Here is a 20,864-nt window from a genome sequence, read left to right as displayed (position 1 = left end):
CCATGCAGATTGATGAAGCGCGCGAGGTGAGGACCACCTGCCCCTATTGCGGGGTGGGTTGCGGCGTGCTGGCGAAGGTCGCCGCGGACGGTGAAATAACCGTTCGCGGCGACCCGGACCACCCGGCGAATTTCGGCCGGCTCTGCTCCAAAGGCTCGGCGCTAGCTGAGACCATCGACCTCGACGGCAGGTTGCTATACCCGGAGATCCACGGTCGCCGCACCGACTGGGACGAAGCGCTCGACCTTGTCGCTTCGACCTTCTCGCAAACCATTGCCGAACACGGCCCCGGCTCGGTCGCCTTTTATGTTTCCGGCCAGTTGCTGACCGAGGACTATTACGTCGCCAACAAGCTGATGAAAGGCTTTATCGGCTCGGCCAATATCGACACCAATTCGCGTCTGTGCATGGCCTCGTCGGTCGCCGGCCACCGCCGCGCCTTTGGCTCGGACACCGTTCCGGGAAATTACGAGGATCTGGAACTTGCCGACCTGATCGTGCTGGTCGGCTCCAATCTCGCCTGGTGCCATCCGGTACTCTACCAGCGCATTGCCGCCGCCCGGGAAAAGCGGCCCGAGATGAAGGTGGTGCTGATCGACCCTCGCCGCACCATGACCTCAGACATCGCCGACATGCATCTGGCGATCGCGCCCGATGGCGACGTCGCTTTGTTCACCGGGCTGCTCGCCTATCTCGGCCAGCACAACGCGCTGGACCGCACCTATATCACGGCGCACACGACCGGCTTCGGGCAAGCGCTTTTCGCCGCCTCGGCGCTCGATCTTGCCGGCATCGCGGCTGCCACGGGTCTCAGTGAGGACGAACTGGCCCGCTTCTACAGCCTGTTTGCCGCGACGGCGAAGACGGTGACCGTCTACAGCCAAGGCGTGAACCAGTCGTCTTCGGGCACCGACAAGGTCAACGCCATCATCAACTGCCATCTGGCCACCGGCCGCATAGGCAAGCCCGGCGCCGGGCCGTTCTCGGTGACCGGCCAGCCCAACGCCATGGGCGGCCGTGAGGTCGGCGGCATGGCCAACATGCTGGCCGCCCACATGGAGATCGAAAACCCCGAGCACCGCGAACGCGTGCAGCGCTTCTGGAATGCCCCAACCGTCGCCGAAAAACCCGGCCTGAAAGCGGTCGAGATGTTCCAAGCGGTGGCCGACGGACGCATCAAGGCGCTGTGGATCATGGCCACCAACCCGGTCGATTCGATGCCGGACGCCGATGCCGTCGAGGCGGCGATCAGGGCCTGCCCGTTTGTTGTGGTCTCGGACGTGCTGGGCGAGACCGACACGGTCCGCCACGCCCATGTCCGGCTGCCGGCCTCCGCATGGGGCGAAAAGGATGGCACCGTCACCAATTCGGAGCGCCGCATCTCGCGCCAGCGGGCTTTTTTGACCAGGCCCGGCGAGGCAAGGCCAGATTGGTGGATCATCGCTGAAGTCGCCAAGCGGATGGGCTTCGGCGAGGCTTTTTCGCATGTGTCGCCGGCCGACATCTTCGCCGAGCACGCGGCGCTGTCGACATTCGAGAATGATGGCGTTCGCGATTTTGATATAGGCGCGTATGGCGATATCGGTGCAGAGGCCTATGAGGATCTTCTGCCGTTCCAATGGCCAGCGCCGGCCTCACCCTCCCCCTTGAGGGGAGGGTCGGCACGCGCGTTGAGCAAAGCGAAACAAGCGGGACGGGGTGGGGTCGGTGGTGAAGTCTCGACCTCTCCGGGTCGCCCCACCGAGGTGGAGGCCGTCGCAGATGACCCCCTCTGGCCTGCCGGCCATCTCCCCCTCAAGGGGGGAGATCAGCCTGCTGCTCGGCTGTCGCCAGTCTCCCAGGTTGATGAGTGGGCGCAGCCGGCAAAACCGCCAATCTCCCCCCTTGAGGGGGAGATGGCCGGCAGGCCAGAGGGGGGTGTTCAGGCTGGACATAGCTCAGCCAGCATCCGCTTCTTCGCCAATGGCGGCTTCTACACGCCCGACGGCAAGGCGCGCTTCATTGCCATCCGCCCAGCCGCACAAACCCGCACCAACCCGGACTACCCGCTCGTCCTCAACACCGGGCGCGTCCGCGACCATTGGCACACCATGACGCGGACCGGCAAGAGCCCGCGCCTGTCGCAGCACATGGCCGAACCGTTCGTCGAAATCCACCCGGCGGATGCGCAGCACTATGGTATCGGCGATGCCGACATCGTGCGCGTCTCGACTGGCCATGGCGAGGTGCTGGTCCGCGCGCTGGTGACGGTGCGCCAACGCCAAGGCTCTGTATTCGTTCCGATGCACTGGACCGATCAGATCTCCGCCCGCGCGCGTGTCGATGCACTGGTCCCGCCGACGACCGATGCGATTTCAGGTCAGCCGGCCTCGAAGAACGTTGCCGCCCGCATCCAGCGGTTCGCCGCCACTGCCTTCGGCTTCGCCGTGCTTGCCGAACGACCCGCATCGATCGACGCCGATTACTGGAGCCTCGCCCGCTGCCCCGCCGGCTGGCGCCTTGAAATTGCGCTGCAGTCCGGCCGTGACTGGACCGGGTTTGCCGCCTCGCTGTTCGGCCTCGAAGGCGAGACGCTCGCCTATCACGACATCGCCGGCGGGCACCATCGCTTCGCCCGTTTCGCAGGCAATCGGCTGGTCGGCGCGTTCTATCTTGCGCCTACCCCGGTAGCGGTGTCGCGCGGCTGGGCGGTCGAACAACTTGGTGCTGACCATGCCGATCGGCAGGCGCGGCTGGCGATTGTCGCCGGGCGGCCGGGCGGCAACAGCGTCGACCGCGGTGCCATCGTCTGCGCCTGTTTCGGGGTCGGTGCCAACCAGATCGCGGAAGCGGTACGCGGCGGCTGTACCAGCGTCGCGGCAATCGGCGCCGCCCTTCACGCCGGCACCAATTGCGGCTCTTGCCGCGTCGAGATCAAGACCATTATCGACGGGCGGCGTCTGCAAGCTGCGGAGTGATGCGCCGAGGAACTCTGCCGCGCCGCTGCATGATGCTTACTAGCAATTTACAAACCATGGGCTACCAACGTTCTGACTTCGATTCGCTCGGAACGGGAGCCTCATGAGCAAAGCCCTGACCTCATTCGCGCTTGCCGCCGTGCTGACGGCCTTGCTGATGGCGCTCAGCCTGGCGGTGGCCAGGCATGGCTATCCCTATGGCGCGATCGGCGCCAAGCGCTTGAGCGACGTCGCCGATGCGGGGACGTTCATTCCGCTCGCGGCGATCTATTTTTTCAGCGCACTGCTGATGATGGTTCTGCCGATCAGGCTCGCTGGCATCGTCCTGACACATGCCGCCGATGCGATCTTCTGGACGGTCATCGTGTTGTTTGCGCTCATCGTTGGATGTCTCGCCGCGAGATTTGCTTTCGGTCAGCGCGATGTGCTCTCCGCACTCCTGAACTGGCGCTTCCTGTTTGTCGCAGGCGTCGTCGGATGCCATCTGTTCATCAACGAGCTGCGCCGCAACATCTTGTTGAGAAGCCTGTTCTTCGTCATCTTCGCCGCAGCGACACTGGCCTGCCTGTTTTGGTCCTTCACCGTCTGAGCATGTGCGACCGTCGGCAGGCGGCTTAATTCTTGTCGACCGGCTTCGAACGCATTCGCGAAACGGTCTCACGCTCGGCCCGCTTCGAACGCATCGGCGGCAGGCCGCGGTCGATCAGGTCCATGTCTTCCAGCACCATGTCGCCCATCCGCTTGAAGGCGATGTCAAGCGCGCCGGCCCGGTGGGCGGAGCGCAGGAACCCCGGCAACGTACGGACCGGGTGATCCTGGGCCAGAGGCTCCTCAGGAAAAACATCGCTGGCGGCGACGATATGGCCGCTGCGGACGACGTCCATCAGTGCCGGGAAATCGACCACGCCGGCTCGGCTGAGCAGGATGAAAGCGGCTCCCTTGCGCATCCTGGCAAACGCCTCGGCGCCGAGGAAGCCCTGGTTTTCGCTGGTCACCGAAGCGACGACGAAGACGAAATCGCTGTTCGACAGAACGTCGTCAAGAGAGGCCGGCTCGACGCCGTTTTCGATCAGGATCGACGGCGGCAGCCACGGGTCGAAGACTTTTGTCCGCGTGCGAAAGCCTGACAGCAGCCGGTTGAGCGCACGGCCAAGATCGCCGAAGCCGATAATGCCGACATCCGCGCCGGAAAGAAGCCGCGCCGTCCGGTTGCCGTCGCCGCCCCACAGCTCCTTGCCCTGACGAAATGCGAGATCGGCGTCGACGATTCCGCGGGCGAGGTTGAGCGCCATGGCAAGGCCGAGCTCGGCCACCGGCTCTGCAAACACCAGCCCGGTGGTGACGACATGGATGCCGCGCGAAAACAGCGCCTCGTACGGCATGTTGTCGATAAGGTTGCTCTCGACATTGAAGACGCAGCGCAGCGCCTTCATTTTCTCCAGCGTCTCCGGCGTGATCGGCGGCTGGCCGACAATGTAGCGCGCCTCGCCAAGGATATCGGCCGGCAGCGCCGCGACACCTTCAGGCGATGTTTCGACGATGCGGTATTTCGATCGAAATTTCGCCAGCGCAGCCGGCGTGAAGATCAGGTCGAGCGTGCGCGGTTCGGGTGCGCTGATCACCAGCGGCAAGGCGCTGTCGGACATGATACTTTACCTCCCGTGCGATCCGCGTCGCACCACACAAGAATCGTCTTTTCCCGCCCCCGACACCTATCACATGCCTGTCGAGAAGGAGAAGTTTGCCTTCTTCGGCCTTGCGGTGCGGCGGTCGGTGGTCCAGATAGACGGCGATCGAAGGACGACAAGGAAGACAGCAACATGATCCCGTTTCGAAAGAACCTCATCGATGGCGAGTGGGTAGGCGATGCCGGCTCCCGCAACATCAACCCGTCCAATCTCGACGACGTGGTCGGCGAATATGCATCGGGGGGCGCGGAGCATGCTCGGCAGGCCATCGCCGCGGCGAAAGCGGCATTTCCGGCATGGTCCCGATCGGGCCTGCTGGCACGCCATGCGGTGCTGAGGAAGACGTCGGACGAGATCACCGCGCGGAAAGATGAAATAGGCCGGGCGTTGGCGCGCGAAGAAGGCAAGACACTGGTCGAGGGCATCGGCGAGACTGTGCGGGCCGCCCAGATATTCGATTTTTTCGCCGGCGAGGCGTTGCGCCTGTCGGGCGAGCTGGTGCCAAGCGTGCGGCCCGGCGTCGGCGTCGAGATCACCCGCGAAGCGGTCGGCGTCGTCGGCATCATCACGCCGTGGAATTTCCCGATCGCCATTCCGGCTTGGAAAATCGCTCCGGCGCTGGCCTACGGCAACACCATCGTCTTCAAGCCGGCGGAACTCGTTCCGGAGAGCGCCTGGACCATTGTCGACATCCTGCACCGCGCCGGGCTGCCCAAGGGTGTGCTCAACCTGGTGATGGGCAAAGGTTCGGTGGTCGGCCAGGCCATGCTCGACAGTCCTGACCTCAACGCCATCACCTTCACCGGCTCGGTCGGCACCGGCAAGCGCGTCGCCGCCGCCAGCGTCGAGCACATGCGCAAGTTCCAGCTCGAAATGGGCGGCAAGAACCCGCTTGTGGTGCTCGACGATGCCGACCTTGCCGTCGCCGTCGACTGCGCCATCAACGGTGCCTACTTCTCGACCGGCCAGCGCTGCACGGCGTCGTCCCGGCTGGTGGTGACGGACGGCATCCACGACCGCTTCGTCGAGGTGCTCAAGGACCGCATGGCCAAGCTGATCGTCGGCGACGCTCTCGATGCCAAGACGCAGATCGGGCCGGTTGTCGACCAGAGCCAGCTCAAACAGGACGAGGACTATATCGCCATCGGACGTCAGGAAGGTGCCGATCTCGCCTTCGGCGGCGAGCGGCTCGATCGCGAAACCCGCGGCTTCTATTTGCAGCCTGCGCTGTTCACCGAAACCACCAACGCCATGCGCATCTCGCGCGAGGAGATTTTCGGCCCGGTCGCCAACGTCATCCGCGTCAAGGATTATGACGAGGCGCTGGCGGTGGCCAACGACACGCCGTTCGGGCTGACGTCCGGCATCTGCACCTCGAGCCTCAAGCATGCCACGCACTTCAAGCGCAATTCGGAAGCCGGCATGGTCATGGTCAATCTGCCGACGGCCGGCGTCGACTTCCACGTGCCTTTCGGCGGGCGCAAGGGATCGAGCTACGGCCCGCGCGAGCAGGGCCGCTATGCCGCAGAGTTCTACACCACGGTGAAGACCGCTTACACGTTTGCCGGCTAAGAAAAGGCGGCAGACCAGCCAGGCAGCGAGCAAGTCGATGGCATCTGAGAATACGGACCTGACCTGGCTCAATCCGCCGCCGCACCACGCCTTCGGCAACAATACGGTGCATGTACGGACCGGTGAGGAGACCGACTTCTGGCGCGAGACGTTCTACGGCTTCTGGCGCGACAATGGCCATTTCCTCTATCGTGAGGTCGAGGGCGATTTCAGCGCCGAAGTCACGGTCAAGGGGCACTATGAGGTACTTTACGATCAGGCCGGGCTTATGGTCCGCCTGAGCGAGACGCACTGGATCAAGGCCGGCATCGAATACACCGACGGGCTGATGTATTTTTCCGTCGTCGTCACCAACGATGCCTCCGACTGGTCGCTGGCCAGCATTCCGGCCGATCCGGACGGGGTCAGGATCCGCATGACCCGCCATGCCGAGACGATCCGCGTCCAGTATCGCGACGCATCTGACAAGCACTGGAAACCGGTGCGGCTTGCCTATTTCCCGCCGTCGAAAACGGTCGATGTCGGCATGATGTGCTGTTCGCCGCAGCGCGAGGGCTTCGAAGTGACATTCAGCGATTTTTCGATCGGCCCGCCGATCTCGCGGGAGCTTCACGACTGAGGCGCCGCGATCCGGTCGGGCGGTTTGCGTCCGGCCCCGCCTCAGTAGGTCGCCCGGCCGCCGGAGACGTCGAAGACGGCCGCCGTCGTGAACGAGCATTCCTCGGACGCGATCCAGCAAATCAGCGCCGCCACCTCCTCGACCTCGCCGAACCGCGCCATCGGTATTTTGGACAGCATGAAGTCGATGTGTTGCTGGCTCATCTGCTGGAAGATCGCGGTGCGCACGGCCGCCGGCGTGACGCAGTTCACCGTTACTTTGGTCTTGGCCAGTTCCTTGCCGAGCGATTTGGTCATGCCGATCACCGCCGCCTTGGAGGTGCTGTAGGCCGAGGCGTTCGGGTTACCTTCCTTGCCGGCAATCGAGGCGATGTTGATGATCCTGCCGTAATTGCGTTCGAGCATATGCGGGACCAGCGCCTTGTTGCAGAAGAAGACGCCGTTGATGTTGATGTCGGTGACCCGGCGCCAATCCTCCACCGAATACTCCCAGGTCGTCATGTTCGGCCCGGTGATGGCAGCACTGGTGACAAGGACATCGACCACGCCAAGCGCTTCGATCGTCTCTCCGGCGGCGGCTTCGACCGCTATGGGGTCGGCGACGTCTAAGGTGACGCTGTGCAGGCCTGGAACAATGGCCTTGGCCTGCTCGATCTGGGCGGCATCGCGATCCCAGACCGAAACACGCCCGCCTTCGTCAGTGATCCTTTGCGCGACGGCCAGGCCGATGCCTGAGGCGCCGCCGGTGATAACAGCAGATCGTCCGGCAAATCGTCCCGCGAAACTCATCGGCATGTGGTCTTCCTCCCAATGGGCGGCGAATGTGAAGTCAACGGCGGACAAGTTCAAGCGCGGACTTGCAACCTCAGAACAGCTTATGATGGGCCAGCACCGGTCAATTGTACGGCACTGCCTTCTGGCCAAATCGTCTCGCCCGGTATGGAGAGAACGGCTGGAACGACGCGCCCGGTTGGCATCCGGGTGACAGGCGGCGCCGGATGGGTTATATTGCACTGCACAATGCGAGCGCCTGCAGGCGAGGCTCCCATCGATCTGACGAATCGGCCCACGAGCGGCCCATGAAATCGGCATTGAGCTGCAAGGACGGAAAACCGCTATCGAGATGAAGATTCCAAAATCTCTGTTGATCGATCCGGACAAGAACACGGTCTATGGCAGCTTTGCCGTTGCCGTCTCGATCTGGGCGTTCTCCTACTCGACCATTTTCGGCCAGGCCATGATCCTGGCTTATTATGCGGTCTGGCTACCGCTCATCCTGGTCGACTACCGCAAGATATTAAGGCACGCTTCCAGCGCCTGGCTTCCGCTGGCCTTTGCAACCTATGTCTGCTTCTCGGTGTTCTGGTCGGCGGCTCCCGGCACCACGGCAAGAACGGCCGTCCAATATTGCTCCCATATCGCCTGCGCCTACATTGCCGCGCGCACCGTCAGCGTCCGGACCTTGACCATAGGCGCCCTGATCGGGATTTTCGTCGTTCTGCTCTACTCGCTCAAGGTCGCAAGTTATTCCTACGACGTTCTCGACGGGACATACAATTTCGTCGGCGCTTTCAGCTCCAAGAACCAGATCGGCTTTGTCGCATCGCTCGGCATTTATTTCTGCGTTGTCTACCTCGCCTTTCTCAGGCGCGGACGCATAAGCTTTTTGTTGATTGTACCGATCGTCCTTCTGTCGGGCTATCTGCTGGTCGTGTCGCATTCGGCCACTTCGATGGCGTCGACCCCGGCGGTTCTCGCTCTGGTCGCCCTGCTTTCCATCGGCAAGCTGCTTTCGCTCCGCCATCGCCGGGTGATTTTCATAATCGGTGCGGGCGGGCTGGTCGCCTGCACCGTGATTGCGCTGAATCTCGGGCTGATGGACTTTGTCCTTGGCCTTTTCGGCAAGGATTCGACGCTCACCGGACGAACCTACCTCTGGCAACAGGGCTGGAATGCCGCGCAGCAATCGCCCATCCTCGGCGTCGGCTACGCGGCTTATTGGGTGCAGGGCTTCTCCGAGGCCGAGCGGCTGTGGAACGAATTCTATATCGCCGCGCGAAGCGGCTTCCACTTCCACAACACCTACATCGAGACCTTGGTGGAACTCGGCTTCGTCGGCGCGACACTGCTTTCGCTGATCATCCTGCGCACGCTCTGGGGTCACGTCTCGGCGCTGATATTCAGGACATGGCAAGCCGACTCCGTGATTCTTGCCGGCGTCATGGTGCTTCTGTTCATCCGATCCTTCGTCGAGGTCGAGACCCTCAATCCCTACATCATGGGATCGTTCCTGCTGTACTACAGCTACTTCAAGCTGGTGAGGGTGCCGGCCGTCGCTCCTTCCCGGTGGAGCGCCGTGAACCATCTCGAGGAACCGGACGCCGTGCGAGGCTAGAGCGGGCGGATCCAGGCGGTTCGTTGCCCGAAGGCCGCCTTGTTTTCTGACCCATAAGATCCCAAACGCAAAAACCCCCCGCAGACCGCTGCCTGCGGGGTTGGTGCTTTGCTCCGGTGGAAAGAAGCTACTGGATGGCCATGGGCGCCGGTTTGACCTTGATCACGTCCCCTGGCAGCACCGGCGTGTCTTCATCGGCGGTGATTTCGCTGGTCTTGCCGTCGACCACCCGCACCAGGGAAAATGACAAGGCCGCTGGTTCGTTGTTGCCGTAGAATTGCGGCATGGGGCTGCCCGACAAGGCTTCGGACATCAAGGCCTTTTCCATATTCAGCTTCAGCGTCACCTCGTTGAGATCGGCTTCCGTCTGTTGCCGGTCGGTCGCGAGGCTGGAGTTCTGGGTGTTCTCGAGATCGATGGCGTCCTGGGTGGCCTTGCTGATCGACTGCTTGGCCGTGAGAATCGCCGTTTCGTAATCCAGGATCTGGCCCTCGAGGTCGGCGATGGTTTGCTGCGAGTTCAAAACCCGCGTGTTGACGACCAGCCCCTTTTGCGCCAGCGAGCCGATGCCGTTGAGCTGCTCCTTCGCCAGATCAACCTGCTTCTGCTGGTTGACGATCTTTTTCTGCAGCGAATCGATCTCGCTTTGCAGCAGTGCCTTCAAATCGTCGAGCGCCTGCAAGCGCAGCTTGAGTTTCTTCTGGTCGGCCGCCAGGATCGCCGTCTCATCGGCAACGATGCTGGGCAGCTTCGGATCGTCGGCCACCTCTTTCGGCACCGCGAATGTCGGCTTGTCCGCTAGTTCCGCTTCGATGCGGGCGCGCTTGACGGTCAGCCTGACCAATTGGTCTTGTAGTACGTCGAAATTGCCCTTGGCATTGATCAGGTCGCGGTCGTAGCGCTGTCCGCTCTCCGGGTTCCGCCGGGCTCCGCCGGCAATGCTCATCGCTTTCAGCACGGACAACCCAGGCACACAAGGATACTGGCCGGGCGATTGCACCTCGCCAGAGATGTAGAATGGCCGGTACTGCGCCATTTCGACGGAAGCCTCCGGCTTGTCGGCCAGAGCGAGCTTGCGCTGCAGCGCCTCACCGAGCGATGCCGCGATCTCCGAAGTCGTCTTGCCGGATGCGGGCATCTCGCCGACGAAGGGAACCGACAAGGTTCCAGCGGGGCCGACCGTGTATTCTCCATTGATGGCCGACCAGTCACGGAACGTGCCTTCGACGGTCTGCCATTCCGCCACGCGGATGGTCAGCTTGTCCTGTGCTCCTAGGCGATAGTCGTCGGCGAAGGCAAACTGTGGCAGGGCTAGCGACAGCGTCAGGCCGGTCGCCATTGTAAGGCAAGTCGTCAAAAGCCGTACTCGCCGCATGCGTCTGGAGAGAATGCCGGTGCAAAAGATATCGATTATATCTGCTTTCAACTGAGCGTTTCCGATCTGGTTTGCCCCGCCCGATGAGCTGCCGATGCCTGAGTTAGGGGCCTGAGTTCTGGGCCCGAATTCTGGACAGTCGCTCCTCGATGCACGGCCAGCAAGCGGCCGTCAGTAGCAGCCTCGCGACATCCAGACCGCAGGTACGGTCTTGATGATGATGCGAATGTCTTCGAACATCGACCAGTTCTCGACATAGTGCCTGTCGAATGCGACGCGGCTGTCATACGAAACATCGTTGCGTCCGCTGACCTGCCAAAGCCCGGTGAGGCCGGGGCGCGATTTCAGGTAATAGACGGCCGAATTGCCATATATCTCCAGCTCATCGCGCACCACGGGACGAGGCCCGACCAGGCTCATATCCCCCTGCAGGATGTTGATGATCTGCGGCAACTCATCGAGGCTGAGCTTCCTCAGCACCGCTCCGACGCGCGTGATCCGCGGGTCGTTCTTCAACTTGCGGGTCGCTATCCATTCGGCGTTGGCCTCCGGATTCGCGGCGAGATAGGCAGCAAGCACCCGCTCGCCGTCTGGAACCATGGTGCGGAACTTGAGGCACGGAAAAATCCGTCCTCCGCGGCCGATTCGGCTGTGACCATAGAAAATCGGCCCGCCATCGGAAAACCTGACAAGCAGCGCTATCATTACGAACAGCGGGCTGAGAGCGACCAGGCCGATCAGCGAACCGACAATATCGAAGCTGCGTTTGAGCAGGCCGCCAATCGGTGGCGGAAAATCGACGCCGGCCTGCGAAAAATCCGCATCGGCCGGCTTGGCTACGTCCCTCATGCGTAAACTCCATACGTTGAACGGATGGTTTACCGCACGATACCAAAAAAATGTTGCAGCGCAACACACAATTTCTCAGACGGCTGTAATAGTCGCGTCATGAACTGACTAAATAATAAACTCGTCCTGCACAAAATTTCCCATTTATGTCGCAAAAGAGACAGATTATGGGCAATTTTGGAAAAGCTAGTCCAATTTTTGGGCTGATTTTAGGCGAATCGCTCTTTATACCCTCCTGTGGAGCTTTGCCGTCATTTAGAATTTCAAGATAATGACTGATGTTATGATAAAATACTATTCAATATTATGAATCATACTGGAGCGAGTCGATATCCGGCAATCAGTGGTGATGCCGACGTGTGCGTTGCACCATGGCAGAGTCGATCCCGAGGATTCGTTTAAAATTTATTCCGCAGCTGCCCTTGCCGCCTATTGCGCGGCTCAATAGAGTTGTAAATTGTTTCTGTCGGACTATGGACAGATTGGGCTAGGCCGGAAGCAACCGGCCAGACGCGGGCAACCTAAATAAGCTCGCAGAGTTTAAGGGAGGTGCTCGGGGTGGGCTTGTCGACATTTTTTCCCGAGCCGGTTGATGGGCTATCGGGTATGTCACTGCCAAAGTTCATTATCGGAATGTGTTTTGCGCTGGCGATCGTGATCGTCTGGTCCTATTTGGGCGGCGCCTCGCTCGGTACGACGCTGTTTCGCGTCATCGGCTGTGCCATAGTCATCCAACTGGGTTATTTTCTGCTGGTCTTTGCCATGGTCGCCAGAAATGCCCCGACCCCGGCCGACAAAATTCGCGACGCTGAACGAAAGCTGAGTTCGAACGAAGCGGCCGAAGGCGAGAAACTCAGCGCCAGGAGAGGCCTTCACTGATTTCGGGCCTGGCCGCGGTCTGCGATGTCCATATGACCTGTGGTTAAGCTCGCCGGTCCTCTGACGAATTGCTCGCCTCAACAACACCGGCAGTCGGCATTCCTGTTCTTTCAATTCCTTGACACTGCGGGCCTCGACGCGCTCGCTCCGCCCCGCCGCCGTCCGGTCGGCGAGGATCAGCAACTGGTTTCTGCCAGTCGAGCGCTCTATAGAGCGTGTAGGAACGGCTCTGCCAAAGCGGCGCATTTCTGGAGCCATCCCGATTGAGGCTCGCCGCCTGCCCAACCGGGCCATGACACCCAGCAAAATGAAAAACTGGACGGCGCCGATGATTTTGGCGATGCTTGCTTCGCACTTGCAGCATAGGCGTTTGGGCCGATGCATTTCAGAATGGGCGGTGGGGCATTGAGCGGACGGGGCGAGGAAATCCGCAACGACTTCTGCAATCGAGAGGCATGTCCATGACATCATTCCAGGTCTGCGTGATCATCGCCGCCCGCAATGCGGCGCGGACAATCCCGGCTGCCATTGCATCGGCATTACGCGAGCCTGAGGTTGCGGAAGTTGTCGTCGTCGACGACGCGTCCACCGACGATACCGCGAAAGTCGCCCACGCGGCCGGCGACGGCACGGGCCGCCTTTCCGTCATCCGCTTCGACGTCAATCGCGGCCCATCCTTTGCACGCAACGCCGCGATAGCCGGTTCCAGGTCGCCGTTCATCAGCATTCTGGACGCTGATGATTTCTTTTTCGAAGGCAGGTTTCACAGACTGTTCGCCAGCACCGATTGGGATTTCGCCGCAGACAATATCATGCTTGTCAGGGATGACGCGGCAACCGACGTTTCGAAAATCGTTGCTCCACCGTTCTCGCCCGAGCCGGAATTCCTCGATTTCGAGGGTTTCATCGACGCCAACATCTCCAGGCGCCGTGTGCAACGCGGGGAACTGGGCTTCCTCAAGCCAGTGATCAGCCGCGCCTTTCTCGATCGGCATGGGCTGCGCTACGACGAGAAGCTGCGCCTGGGTGAAGACTATGAACTCTATGCGCGCGCGGTTGCCCATGGCGCGCGCTTCAAGGTCATCAAATCCTGTGGCTACGGCGCGATCGTGCGCGCCGATTCGCTGAGCGGACGGCACAAGACCCAGGACCTGAAGCATCTGGCCGATGCCGACCTGGCACTGCTTGCGATCGACAGTTTGCCGGAGGCATCGAAGGCTGCGCTGAGAAGGCACGAGCGGCACATCCGCGACAAATACCGGTTGCGGAAGTTTTTAGACGTGAAGGCTGAGCGCGGGCTGGCGCCGGCCGCGGCCTACGCCTTGGCCGGCTCGTCCAACCTCACAGCCGTCGTCCGCGGCGTCGCCTCCGATAAGCTGGATGCGCTGTTTCGCCGCGCCGGCCTCGCCGCGAAGCGTCAGCATGTGCCGCCGCTGCGCTTCCTCATGGCCGGAACCAGCACGGCCAGCGAAAGCTAGGCCCGTCAACGTGCGACGGCGGTAGCTACTCCCTTACCCTTCGGTCGGCTCGGACGGTTTCAACGAGATTCATGAGTTTACGATCTAGGTGGTTGCCTATCCGCGCAGGGAATGGCAATCTATGTTGCGGTGCAGCAATTTTGGACGGCCAACCGAACTGGCCCAAGATATCCCCCTGTCAGAGGAGCTGGACGATGCAAGAAATGTCTTTTGAACGCGGACGGGCGCCAAGGCCGGTCACCAGCTCGACGATGATGGGGCGCTGACTGCATGGCCTCGATCTTTCGCTTCCGATCGAGAGATCCGGCGCGCGACACGCAGACCGACACCTCGCGCCTCGATCGCTTGGCAAAGCTGCTGGACCAGATCTCGGCCGAGGTCGAGGCAGAGAAGAACGGGCTTGAGAACCGCTACAGGACAACGGCTACCAATGCCGCCTTCCTGGTCGAGGCCATGGAGAACGGAGCGGTCTCCTCCCGCAAGTCCTCCGAAGTCGGCGAACTGACCAGGTCGATCCTGAATTGCGAGCGACGCATCGCGGCGCTCTCGCGCCAGAAGCAGATGATGAAGGATCTCCGTCATTCGCTGGATGAAATCTTCGATGAGAATCGGCAGAACGGCCCCGACATAAGGACCGATTTTGTGAAGCCCGCCGATTCCGGCACAGGCTGAGCGAACACCCCGAGTCGGCGCAATGGTTTTAGGCACAACACGGAGCTTGGGAGCGACAGAGGTCAAGATCAGGTTGTTTCGTCACGGTTCGAACGATCGCTTTGGGGGCGCACAGCACAAGGTGAGTTTGATATGAACGCAGATCCTAAAAGCACGCCCGCCCCGGCAACCCGAGGCACCCCGTTCACGCGCCCGATCCCAGGCAAGCTGCGGCGGCTCCGTTCAGACGGCGCGTTTCTGCTGGTCGTTCTCGGCAGCATGGTTGCGGGCCTGGTCCCCGTGCGCGCCCAGGATCTCCCAACCGCGCCGTCCTTTGTCGATGATTTCACCAGCCTCAGTCGCGCGCGCTGGTACATTTCCGACGGCTGGACGAACGGCAAGCATCAGAACTGCACCTGGTCCAAAAGCCTGATCGGGCTTTCCGACGGCATGCTGACGCTCGGTTTCGAGAAGCGCAAGCTGAAGGATCGCGAATTCGCCTGCGCCGAGATCCAGACCAAGCAGCGCTTCGGCTACGGCACTTACGAGGCGCGGATGAAGACCGACACGGGCTCCGGCGTCAACGCGGCATTCTTCAGCTTCGTCGGCGATGCCGACAAGCAGCCGCATGATGAAATCGACTTCGAGGTGCTGACCAAGGACACGTCCAAGGTTCAGGTCAACGCCTACATAGCCGGCAAAGGCAAGAACGAGAAACTGGTCGACGTCGCTGGCGGCACCGACAAGGCCTTCAACGACTACGCCTTCGTCTGGGAAAAGGACCGGCTGCGCTGGTACGTCAACGGCAAGCTTGTCCACGAGATCACCGATCCGGCGAAGCTGCCCACCCATTCGCAAAGGATCTATTTCAGCCTTTGGGGCAGCGATACAATGAAGGGCTGGATGGGGCCGTTCTCCGATCCCGGCCGCAAGCTCACCATGCAGGTGGATCGCGTTGCATTCACCGCACTTGGCCAGCCCTGCCAATTCCCCGAATCGCTGGCATGCAACACAAACTAGAAGCGCATCTGAACCGGCCGGGCCGAAGGTGGTCGGAAAACCGAAGCTCGAACAGGCCCGAAACCTTGAACAGGAATGAAACCGAATGAATTTGACTGTCTTTGGAATCGGCTATGTCGGTCTTGTACAGGCGGCGGTGCTTGCCGAAGTCGGCCATCAGGTGGTCTGCGTCGACATCGATGCAAAAAAGGTCGAGCGGCTCAACCAGGGTCATGTCCCGATCTTCGAGCCTGGGCTCGAAAGCATGGTCAAGGAGAACCATGCCGCCGGCCGCATCAAGTTCACCACCGACGCCGCCGCGGCGATCAAGCATGGCCAGATCCAGATGATCGCCGTCGGCACGCCGCCGGGCGAGGATGGTTCGGCCGACCTCAAATATGTGCTGGCCGTCGCCGAGGCCATCGGTCGTGAGATGGACGAGCCCAAGATCGTCGTCGGCAAGTCGACCGTGCCCGTCGGCACCTGCGAAAGGATAAAGGCCAGGATCGCCGCAACGCTGAAGGCGCGCGGGCGCGAGGATCTGGCTTTCGACGTCGCCTCCAATCCGGAATTCCTCAAGGAAGGGTCCGCTGTGAGCGACTGCATGAAGCCCGACCGGATCATCGTCGGCACCAGCAACGAGGACACCGAGGCGGTGATGCGCGAGCTCTACGCGCCGTTCAACCGCAACCACGAAAAGATGATCGTGATGGATGTGCGCAGTGCCGAGTTCACCAAATACGCGGCCAATTGCATGCTGGCGACCAAGATCAGCTTCATGAACGAAATGGCCAACCTAGCCGAGCAACTGGGTGCCGACATCGAGGAGGTCCGCAAGGGCATCGGCAGCGACCCGCGGATCGGCTACCACTTCATCTATCCGGGCCTCGGCTATGGCGGCTCATGCTTCCCGAAGGATGTGCGTGCCCTGATCAAGACCGCCGAGGCCGTCAAGTTCGACGCCAAGCTGCTGCGTGCCGTCGAGGAGCGCAACAACCAGCAGAAGTCGGTCCTGTTCGAGAAGGTGGACCGCTATTTCAAGGGCAATCTCAAAGGCAAGACATTTGCGCTGTGGGGCTTGGCCTTCAAACCCAATACCGACGACATGCGCGAGGCCCCGGCCCGCACGCTGATGGAAGCGCTCTGGGCCGCTGGTGCCAATGTGCAGGCCTATGATCCGGAGGCGATGCAGGAATGCCAGGCGATCTACGGGCTGCGCGACGACCTGCAACTGTGCGGCACCAAGGAGGCCGCGCTGCGAGGCGCCGATGCGCTCTTGATCGTGACCGAGTGGAAAAGCTTCAGCGCGCCGTCTTTCGATGCGCTGAAGAACGCGCTGACCACGCCCGTCATCTTCGACGGACGCAATCTCTACGACCCCAAGGTCATCGCCCGCCACGGCATCGAATACCACAGCATCGGCAGAATGGCGGCGTGACGCTAGGGCGGTCCAGCAAGGAGCCAGGTCCATGAAAGTTCTGTTTGCGGGCGGCAACGGCTACACGCCGCAGTTCAGCGGTGGCGTTCAGTCGAGCACGCATCATCTGGTCGAGCAGCTGCGCGAGCACGGTCATGACGCCTCGGTTCTGGCGGCGCTGTTCGGTGACGGCATGTTCGGCTTCAAGGCGCGCGCCAAGATGAAGCTGCTTCGCCAGCGAGCGGTCATCGACAGCTATCCCGGCTATCCGGTCGTGCGGGCATGGTTTCCCTGGGAGGCGGCGCGCTTCGCGGTCGAACGGCTCGATCCCGATGTCGCCGTCGTGCAGTGCCACAAATCGGTGCCGATCGGAAAGGCGCTGCAGGCGCTCGGCGTGCCGCTGGTGGTCTATCTGCGGAACGTCGAATTCCACGAACTGGCCGGCGACCTGCGCGAATTGCATTCGGCGCTTTATATCGCCAACTCCGAATTCACTGCGCGCACCTATAAGGAAAGGTTCGGCATCGATTCGACCGTGATCCCGCCGACCATCAATCCCGGGCTCTACAGCACGCCGACCACCGGTGAATTCGTCACGCTGATCAATCCTTACAATGAAAAAGGGTTCGAACTCGCCGTGCGCATCGCCGGCCAATGCCCAGAAATTCCGTTCCTGTTCGTCGAAAGCTGGAAGCTCGACGACGACCATCGGGCGCAGATCGAACAGATCATCGCCCCGCTGCGCAACGTCAGGCTGGAAAGCCGCACCAGCGACATGAAGACCGTCTATGGCCGCACCAAGATTCTGCTGGCGCCCAGCAAATGGGAAGAAGCCTGGGGGCGGGTGGCATCCGAGGCCCATTGCAGCGGCATTCCAGTCGTCGGGTCCCGTCGCGGCGGCCTGCCGGAAGCGATTGGCGCCGGCGGCGTGGTGCTCGACTATGATGCACCGCTCGACGACTGGGTCGCCGCGGTCAGGCGACTATGGAGCGACAAGGCCGAGTACGATCGGCTGTCGGCGGCGGCGCAGCTGTTTTCGGAGCGGCCCCAAATGAACCCCGACAGCCAGTTCGCGACTTTTCTCGGCGTTCTCGACCGCGCCAGGCAAGGCGCGCTGGAGCGTGCCGCCTGATGCATTTCGTCCAAAGCCATGCACGTTGCCCAAAAGCCGGCTCTCGCGCCTGACCGGGGTGGGAGCTGCCTTGGGACAAAGACACGCACAACACCAGACGCTTGAGGCGCCTCGCACGGTGGCGACGGGCGTCAGCCCTCATCCGCGCGAGCAGATCGCCGACCGGCCTCGAAAGATCGTCCATCCGATGAAGATTTGCTTCGTAGTTGATAAGTTCCCCTCTTTGTCGGAGACCTTCGTCCTCGACCAGATAGAAGGGTGCCTCGAGCGCGGCATGCAAGTCGGCGTCGTCTGCAACGAGACGTCCTTCGGCAAGGACAGCAACATCGACGATCGCCGCTGGCAGGCTCTCCCTGGCAAGGTCGTCTGCTGGTGGGGCGGGCTGGGGCGCTTTCGCCCGACGCTCAGGAGATGGTCGGGCAGGTTCTGGGATAAGCTCTCGACCGCTATCGACATCGCTTTTGCGCGCAAATTGCAGAACGCCGATGTGATCGTCGCGCATTTCGGCAATAACGGCATGCGCGTCGCCCGCGCCATGAAACGAGGCCGGATTTCCGCTCCGCTGGTGACCATATTCCACGGCCGCGATGTCGGCGAACCGCTGCATGACAACACGCTCACGCGCTACAAGGTTGTCTTCGACAAGGGCGTTCTCCAGCTCCCGGTGAACGCGTTTTTCCGCGACGCCCTGATCGGCGTCGGAGCACCCCCGGCGCAAGTCATGGTTCACCATATGGGCGTGCGGCTCGGTGAGATCGGCTACCATTGGCGTTCCTGGGACCGGGACACGCTGTCCTTCATCTCGGTCTGCCGGCTGACCGAAAAGAAGGGCATCGAATTCGCCCTTCGCGCCCTCGCCAGCCTGCCGCGGCGCGACTGGGTCTATTCGGTGATTGGCGGCGGCGAATTGCTGGAAGAGTTGAAGAAGCTCGGCGCAAATCTCGGCATTGCCGACCGGGTGACTTTCCTCGGGCCGCGTCCGCACGCCGAGGTCAAGCAGTGCCTGCGCGATGCCCACGTATTCCTGCTGCCCAGCGTTGCCGCGCGAGACGGCGATCTCGAGGGTATTCCGGTGGCGCTGATGGAGGCTATGGCCGCCGGGCTGATCGTCGTCAGCACCTATCACTCGGGCATTCCCGAACTGATCGAGGATCAGGAGACAGGCTTCCTCGCACCGGAGCGAGACGTTGCGGCGTTGGCCCGCAAGCTTGTCTGGGTGGCCGAGAACCCGGACAAATGCGAGCGCATCGCACGTGCGGCGCGCCGCAAGATCGAGCAGGATTTCAACGCGGACGTACTCAACGAACGTTTTGCGCAGATCGTTGCCCAGCTGGCCGAAGCCAGGCAGCCGGCATGAACGCCAACCCGCCCCCCCAGTTCGGTCGCGTCGCCCTGCGCGGCGGCGTGGTGACGATCGGCGCGCAAGGCTTCAAGATGGCGATCCAGTTTCTCTCCGTCATCGTGCTTGCGCGTCTGCTCGTGCCCGAGGATTTCGGCCTGGTGGCTTCCGTCGGGCCGATCGTGGCCTTTGTCGGGCTGCTTCAAAACCTTGGCCTGCAGCAGGCCGTGGTCCAGCGCAAGGATATCAGCACCGAGCAGCTCAACCAGGTATTCTGGATCAGTGCGCTGGTGGGGCTGGGCAGTGCCGTGGTGGTTGCATGCCTGGCGCCCGCCATCGCTGCCTTCTATGGCGATCAACGCATGGTCGGGATCACCATCGGCTCTGCCTTGCCGCTGCTGCTTGGCAGCCTCGCCGCGGTGCCGCTGGCGCTGATGAACCGTCACTTGCGCTTTGGCCAGCTCGCGCTGAACGACGTGATAACCGCTGCTGCCGGACTTGCGACTACCGCAATCGCCGCCTATGCGGGGCTGGGCTACTGGTCGCTGGTCATCGGCCCTGCGGTATCGGCTGTTGTCGCGCTGGCCGCGGCATGGCAGGTGGCGCGCTGGACGCCGTCGCGGCCGGACCTGAAGGTCGATACCGACATATTGTCCTTCGGCGCCAATCTGACCGGCTTCAATCTGGCCAACTTCTTCTCGCGCAATCTCGACAACATCCTGATCGGAAAATATTCGGGCGCGATCGAGCTCGGCTATTATGACCGCGCCTACAAGCTCCTGCTGTTTCCGCTGCAGAACATCAACCAGCCGCTGACACGCGTGATGGTGCCGCTGCTGAGCCGCATCCATGAGGACAAGGCGCGGTTTCGCGACATCTATGTGCGAACCAATTGGATGCTGGCGGCCATCACTATGCCCGGCATCGCGGCGCTGACGCTGACGTCGGACCAGGTCGTCGGGCTTCTCTTCGGCGAGCGCTGGACAGCGGTGGCGCCGATCTTCGCCTGGCTGGGCATCGCCAGCCTGATCCAGTCCGTCTCGAGCACCACCGGCTGGATCTTCATCTGCCAGGGCAAGACCAAGACCATGTTCCACTGGGGCATCTACTCGTCGCTGACGACGGTCGCCGCCTTCATCATCGGCCTGCACTGGGGCGCCGTCGGTGTCGCGGCGGCCTATGCGATCAGCGGCTATGTGCTGCGCGTCCCGGTGCTTGCCGTTCTTGTCCACCGGGTCGGCCCGGTGACCGCAGCCGACTTCCTGGTCATGCAGGGACTTTTCATCGCGTCGTCGCTGCTTGCCTGGTCCGTGTACCGCGAGTTGCCGGCATCGCTGACCGGCCAGTCAGACCTGCTCGCGGTGGTCCTGGCGGTTGCCCTCAATTATTCGATCGGCCTGGTCCTCATGCTTGCCCTTCGCCAGTCGCGCAGCGCCCTGTTCACCACGCTTTCCAGCGCCATGCGCAACGCCCGCTAGGCCGGCAATCACCGGCCTCAAAAGCTCACCTGCCGAC

At 62.0% G+C, this 20,864-nt stretch carries 17 protein-coding genes; 13 read left to right on the top strand and 4 right to left on the bottom strand.

All coding sequences use genetic code 11. The features are described 5' to 3' along the window. The first annotated feature begins 2 nt into the window (after positions 1 to 2). The gene (locus NKJ32_RS15575; protein ID WP_352827987.1) at positions 3 to 2,957 is read left to right on the top strand and encodes a nitrate reductase; all 2,955 of its coding nucleotides are present in this window, start codon (positions 3 to 5) and stop codon (positions 2,955 to 2,957) included. 103 nt (positions 2,958 to 3,060) lie between these two features. Continuing rightward, on the top strand, positions 3,061 to 3,546 hold the full coding sequence (locus tag NKJ32_RS15570; RefSeq protein ID WP_023676299.1) for a hypothetical protein: 486 nt from the start codon (positions 3,061 to 3,063) through the stop codon (positions 3,544 to 3,546). A 25-nt stretch (positions 3,547 to 3,571) separates the two neighbouring features. On the opposite strand, the gene NKJ32_RS15565 is transcribed toward NKJ32_RS15570, so the two are convergent. Continuing rightward, positions 3,572 to 4,603 carry a hydroxyacid dehydrogenase gene (locus NKJ32_RS15565; protein ID WP_352623309.1) on the bottom strand — a complete coding sequence of 344 codons (1,032 nt, stop codon included), beginning with the start codon at positions 4,601 to 4,603 and terminating at the stop codon, positions 3,572 to 3,574. Positions 4,604 to 4,780: 177 nt separating this feature from the next. On the opposite strand from NKJ32_RS15565, the gene NKJ32_RS15560 reads away from it, so the two are divergent. Beyond that, the gene (locus tag NKJ32_RS15560) at positions 4,781 to 6,217 is read left to right on the top strand and encodes an aldehyde dehydrogenase family protein (protein ID WP_031211677.1); all 1,437 of its coding nucleotides are present in this window, start codon (positions 4,781 to 4,783) and stop codon (positions 6,215 to 6,217) included. A gap of 37 nt (positions 6,218 to 6,254) precedes the next feature. After that, entirely contained in the window at positions 6,255 to 6,836 is a 582-nt protein-coding gene (locus NKJ32_RS15555; RefSeq protein ID WP_023676303.1) for a DUF1349 domain-containing protein, read from the top strand. Positions 6,837 to 6,877: 41 nt separating this feature from the next. On the opposite strand, the gene NKJ32_RS15550 is transcribed toward NKJ32_RS15555, so the two are convergent. Beyond that, positions 6,878 to 7,630, bottom strand: a complete 753-nt coding sequence (locus NKJ32_RS15550; protein ID WP_352623308.1) for an SDR family NAD(P)-dependent oxidoreductase — start codon at positions 7,628 to 7,630, stop codon at positions 6,878 to 6,880. Between the two features lie 328 nt (positions 7,631 to 7,958). Here NKJ32_RS15550 and NKJ32_RS15545 point away from each other — a divergent pair, with 328 nt between their 5' ends. Beyond that, positions 7,959 to 9,230: an O-antigen ligase family protein gene (locus NKJ32_RS15545; RefSeq protein WP_023676305.1), complete on the top strand. Its 1,272-nt coding sequence runs from the start codon at positions 7,959 to 7,961 to the stop codon at positions 9,228 to 9,230. 127 nt (positions 9,231 to 9,357) lie between these two features. On the opposite strand, the gene NKJ32_RS15540 is transcribed toward NKJ32_RS15545, so the two are convergent. After that, entirely contained in the window at positions 9,358 to 10,569 is a 1,212-nt protein-coding gene (locus tag NKJ32_RS15540) for a polysaccharide biosynthesis/export family protein (RefSeq protein ID WP_084641075.1), read from the bottom strand. Positions 10,570 to 10,776: 207 nt separating this feature from the next. After that, positions 10,777 to 11,454: a sugar transferase gene (locus tag NKJ32_RS15535; RefSeq protein ID WP_023676307.1), complete on the bottom strand. Its 678-nt coding sequence runs from the start codon at positions 11,452 to 11,454 to the stop codon at positions 10,777 to 10,779. Positions 11,455 to 12,003: 549 nt separating this feature from the next. Between NKJ32_RS15535 and NKJ32_RS15530 the strand changes: the two genes are divergently transcribed. The 8 genes from NKJ32_RS15530 (at position 12,004) to NKJ32_RS15495 (ending at position 20,827) form a co-directional block, all read left to right on the top strand. After that, on the top strand, positions 12,004 to 12,333 hold the full coding sequence (locus tag NKJ32_RS15530) for an exopolysaccharide production repressor protein (RefSeq protein ID WP_245274682.1): 330 nt from the start codon (positions 12,004 to 12,006) through the stop codon (positions 12,331 to 12,333). A 455-nt stretch (positions 12,334 to 12,788) separates the two neighbouring features. Then, positions 12,789 to 13,811, top strand: coding sequence for a glycosyltransferase family 2 protein (locus tag NKJ32_RS15525; protein ID WP_023676309.1), 1,023 nt, complete (start codon positions 12,789 to 12,791; stop codon positions 13,809 to 13,811). A gap of 270 nt (positions 13,812 to 14,081) precedes the next feature. Further along, complete coding sequence (locus NKJ32_RS15520) at positions 14,082 to 14,483, top strand: hypothetical protein (RefSeq protein ID WP_023676310.1); 402 nt, start codon at positions 14,082 to 14,084, stop codon at positions 14,481 to 14,483. Positions 14,484 to 14,615: 132 nt separating this feature from the next. Further along, on the top strand, positions 14,616 to 15,482 hold the full coding sequence (gene exoK / locus NKJ32_RS15515; RefSeq protein WP_023676311.1) for an endo-1,3-1,4-beta-glycanase ExoK: 867 nt from the start codon (positions 14,616 to 14,618) through the stop codon (positions 15,480 to 15,482). An 85-nt stretch (positions 15,483 to 15,567) separates the two neighbouring features. After that, positions 15,568 to 16,899 (top strand): UDP-glucose dehydrogenase family protein, encoded by a 1,332-nt coding sequence (locus tag NKJ32_RS15510; RefSeq protein WP_023676312.1) that lies wholly within the window; start codon positions 15,568 to 15,570, stop codon positions 16,897 to 16,899. 31 nt (positions 16,900 to 16,930) lie between these two features. After that, positions 16,931 to 18,010, top strand: a complete 1,080-nt coding sequence (locus NKJ32_RS15505) for a glycosyltransferase (protein ID WP_352568351.1) — start codon at positions 16,931 to 16,933, stop codon at positions 18,008 to 18,010. 70 nt (positions 18,011 to 18,080) lie between these two features. After that, positions 18,081 to 19,367 carry a glycosyltransferase gene (locus tag NKJ32_RS15500; RefSeq protein WP_352827984.1) on the top strand — a complete coding sequence of 429 codons (1,287 nt, stop codon included), beginning with the start codon at positions 18,081 to 18,083 and terminating at the stop codon, positions 19,365 to 19,367. Continuing rightward, positions 19,364 to 20,827 carry a lipopolysaccharide biosynthesis protein gene (locus NKJ32_RS15495; RefSeq protein ID WP_352568349.1) on the top strand — a complete coding sequence of 488 codons (1,464 nt, stop codon included), beginning with the start codon at positions 19,364 to 19,366 and terminating at the stop codon, positions 20,825 to 20,827. Before NKJ32_RS15500 ends, NKJ32_RS15495 begins: the two co-directional genes overlap by 4 nt. Positions 20,828 to 20,864 lie beyond the last annotated feature (37 nt).

This window comes from Mesorhizobium sp. M0159 (assembly GCF_040322295.1).
Lineage (GTDB): Bacteria > Pseudomonadota > Alphaproteobacteria > Rhizobiales > Rhizobiaceae > Mesorhizobium.
The sequence above is the reverse complement of the archived record's forward strand: the minus strand, read 5'-3'. Positions and strand labels throughout refer to the sequence as shown.

Excerpts from the sequence above, each read along its gene's own strand:
- NKJ32_RS15505 (WP_352568351.1), top strand. The coding sequence starts at position 16,931 with ATGAAAGTTCTGTTTGCGGGCGGCAACGGCTACACGCCGCAGTTCAGC.
- NKJ32_RS15545 (WP_023676305.1), top strand. The coding sequence starts at position 7,959 with ATGAAGATTCCAAAATCTCTGTTGATCGATCCGGACAAGAACACGGTC.
- exoK (WP_023676311.1), top strand. The coding sequence starts at position 14,616 with ATGAACGCAGATCCTAAAAGCACGCCCGCCCCGGCAACCCGAGGCACC.
- NKJ32_RS15510 (WP_023676312.1), top strand. The coding sequence starts at position 15,568 with ATGAATTTGACTGTCTTTGGAATCGGCTATGTCGGTCTTGTACAGGCG.
- NKJ32_RS15540 (WP_084641075.1), bottom strand. The coding sequence starts at position 10,569 with ATGGCGACCGGCCTGACGCTGTCGCTAGCCCTGCCACAGTTTGCCTTC.
- NKJ32_RS15570 (WP_023676299.1), top strand. The coding sequence starts at position 3,061 with ATGAGCAAAGCCCTGACCTCATTCGCGCTTGCCGCCGTGCTGACGGCC.
- NKJ32_RS15535 (WP_023676307.1), bottom strand. The coding sequence starts at position 11,454 with ATGAGGGACGTAGCCAAGCCGGCCGATGCGGATTTTTCGCAGGCCGGC.
- NKJ32_RS15550 (WP_352623308.1), bottom strand. The coding sequence starts at position 7,630 with ATGCCGATGAGTTTCGCGGGACGATTTGCCGGACGATCTGCTGTTATC.
- NKJ32_RS15495 (WP_352568349.1), top strand. The coding sequence starts at position 19,364 with ATGAACGCCAACCCGCCCCCCCAGTTCGGTCGCGTCGCCCTGCGCGGC.
- NKJ32_RS15520 (WP_023676310.1), top strand. The coding sequence starts at position 14,082 with ATGGCCTCGATCTTTCGCTTCCGATCGAGAGATCCGGCGCGCGACACG.
- NKJ32_RS15575 (WP_352827987.1), top strand. The coding sequence starts at position 3 with ATGCAGATTGATGAAGCGCGCGAGGTGAGGACCACCTGCCCCTATTGC.
- NKJ32_RS15555 (WP_023676303.1), top strand. The coding sequence starts at position 6,255 with ATGGCATCTGAGAATACGGACCTGACCTGGCTCAATCCGCCGCCGCAC.
- NKJ32_RS15525 (WP_023676309.1), top strand. The coding sequence starts at position 12,789 with ATGTCCATGACATCATTCCAGGTCTGCGTGATCATCGCCGCCCGCAAT.
- NKJ32_RS15565 (WP_352623309.1), bottom strand. The coding sequence starts at position 4,603 with ATGTCCGACAGCGCCTTGCCGCTGGTGATCAGCGCACCCGAACCGCGC.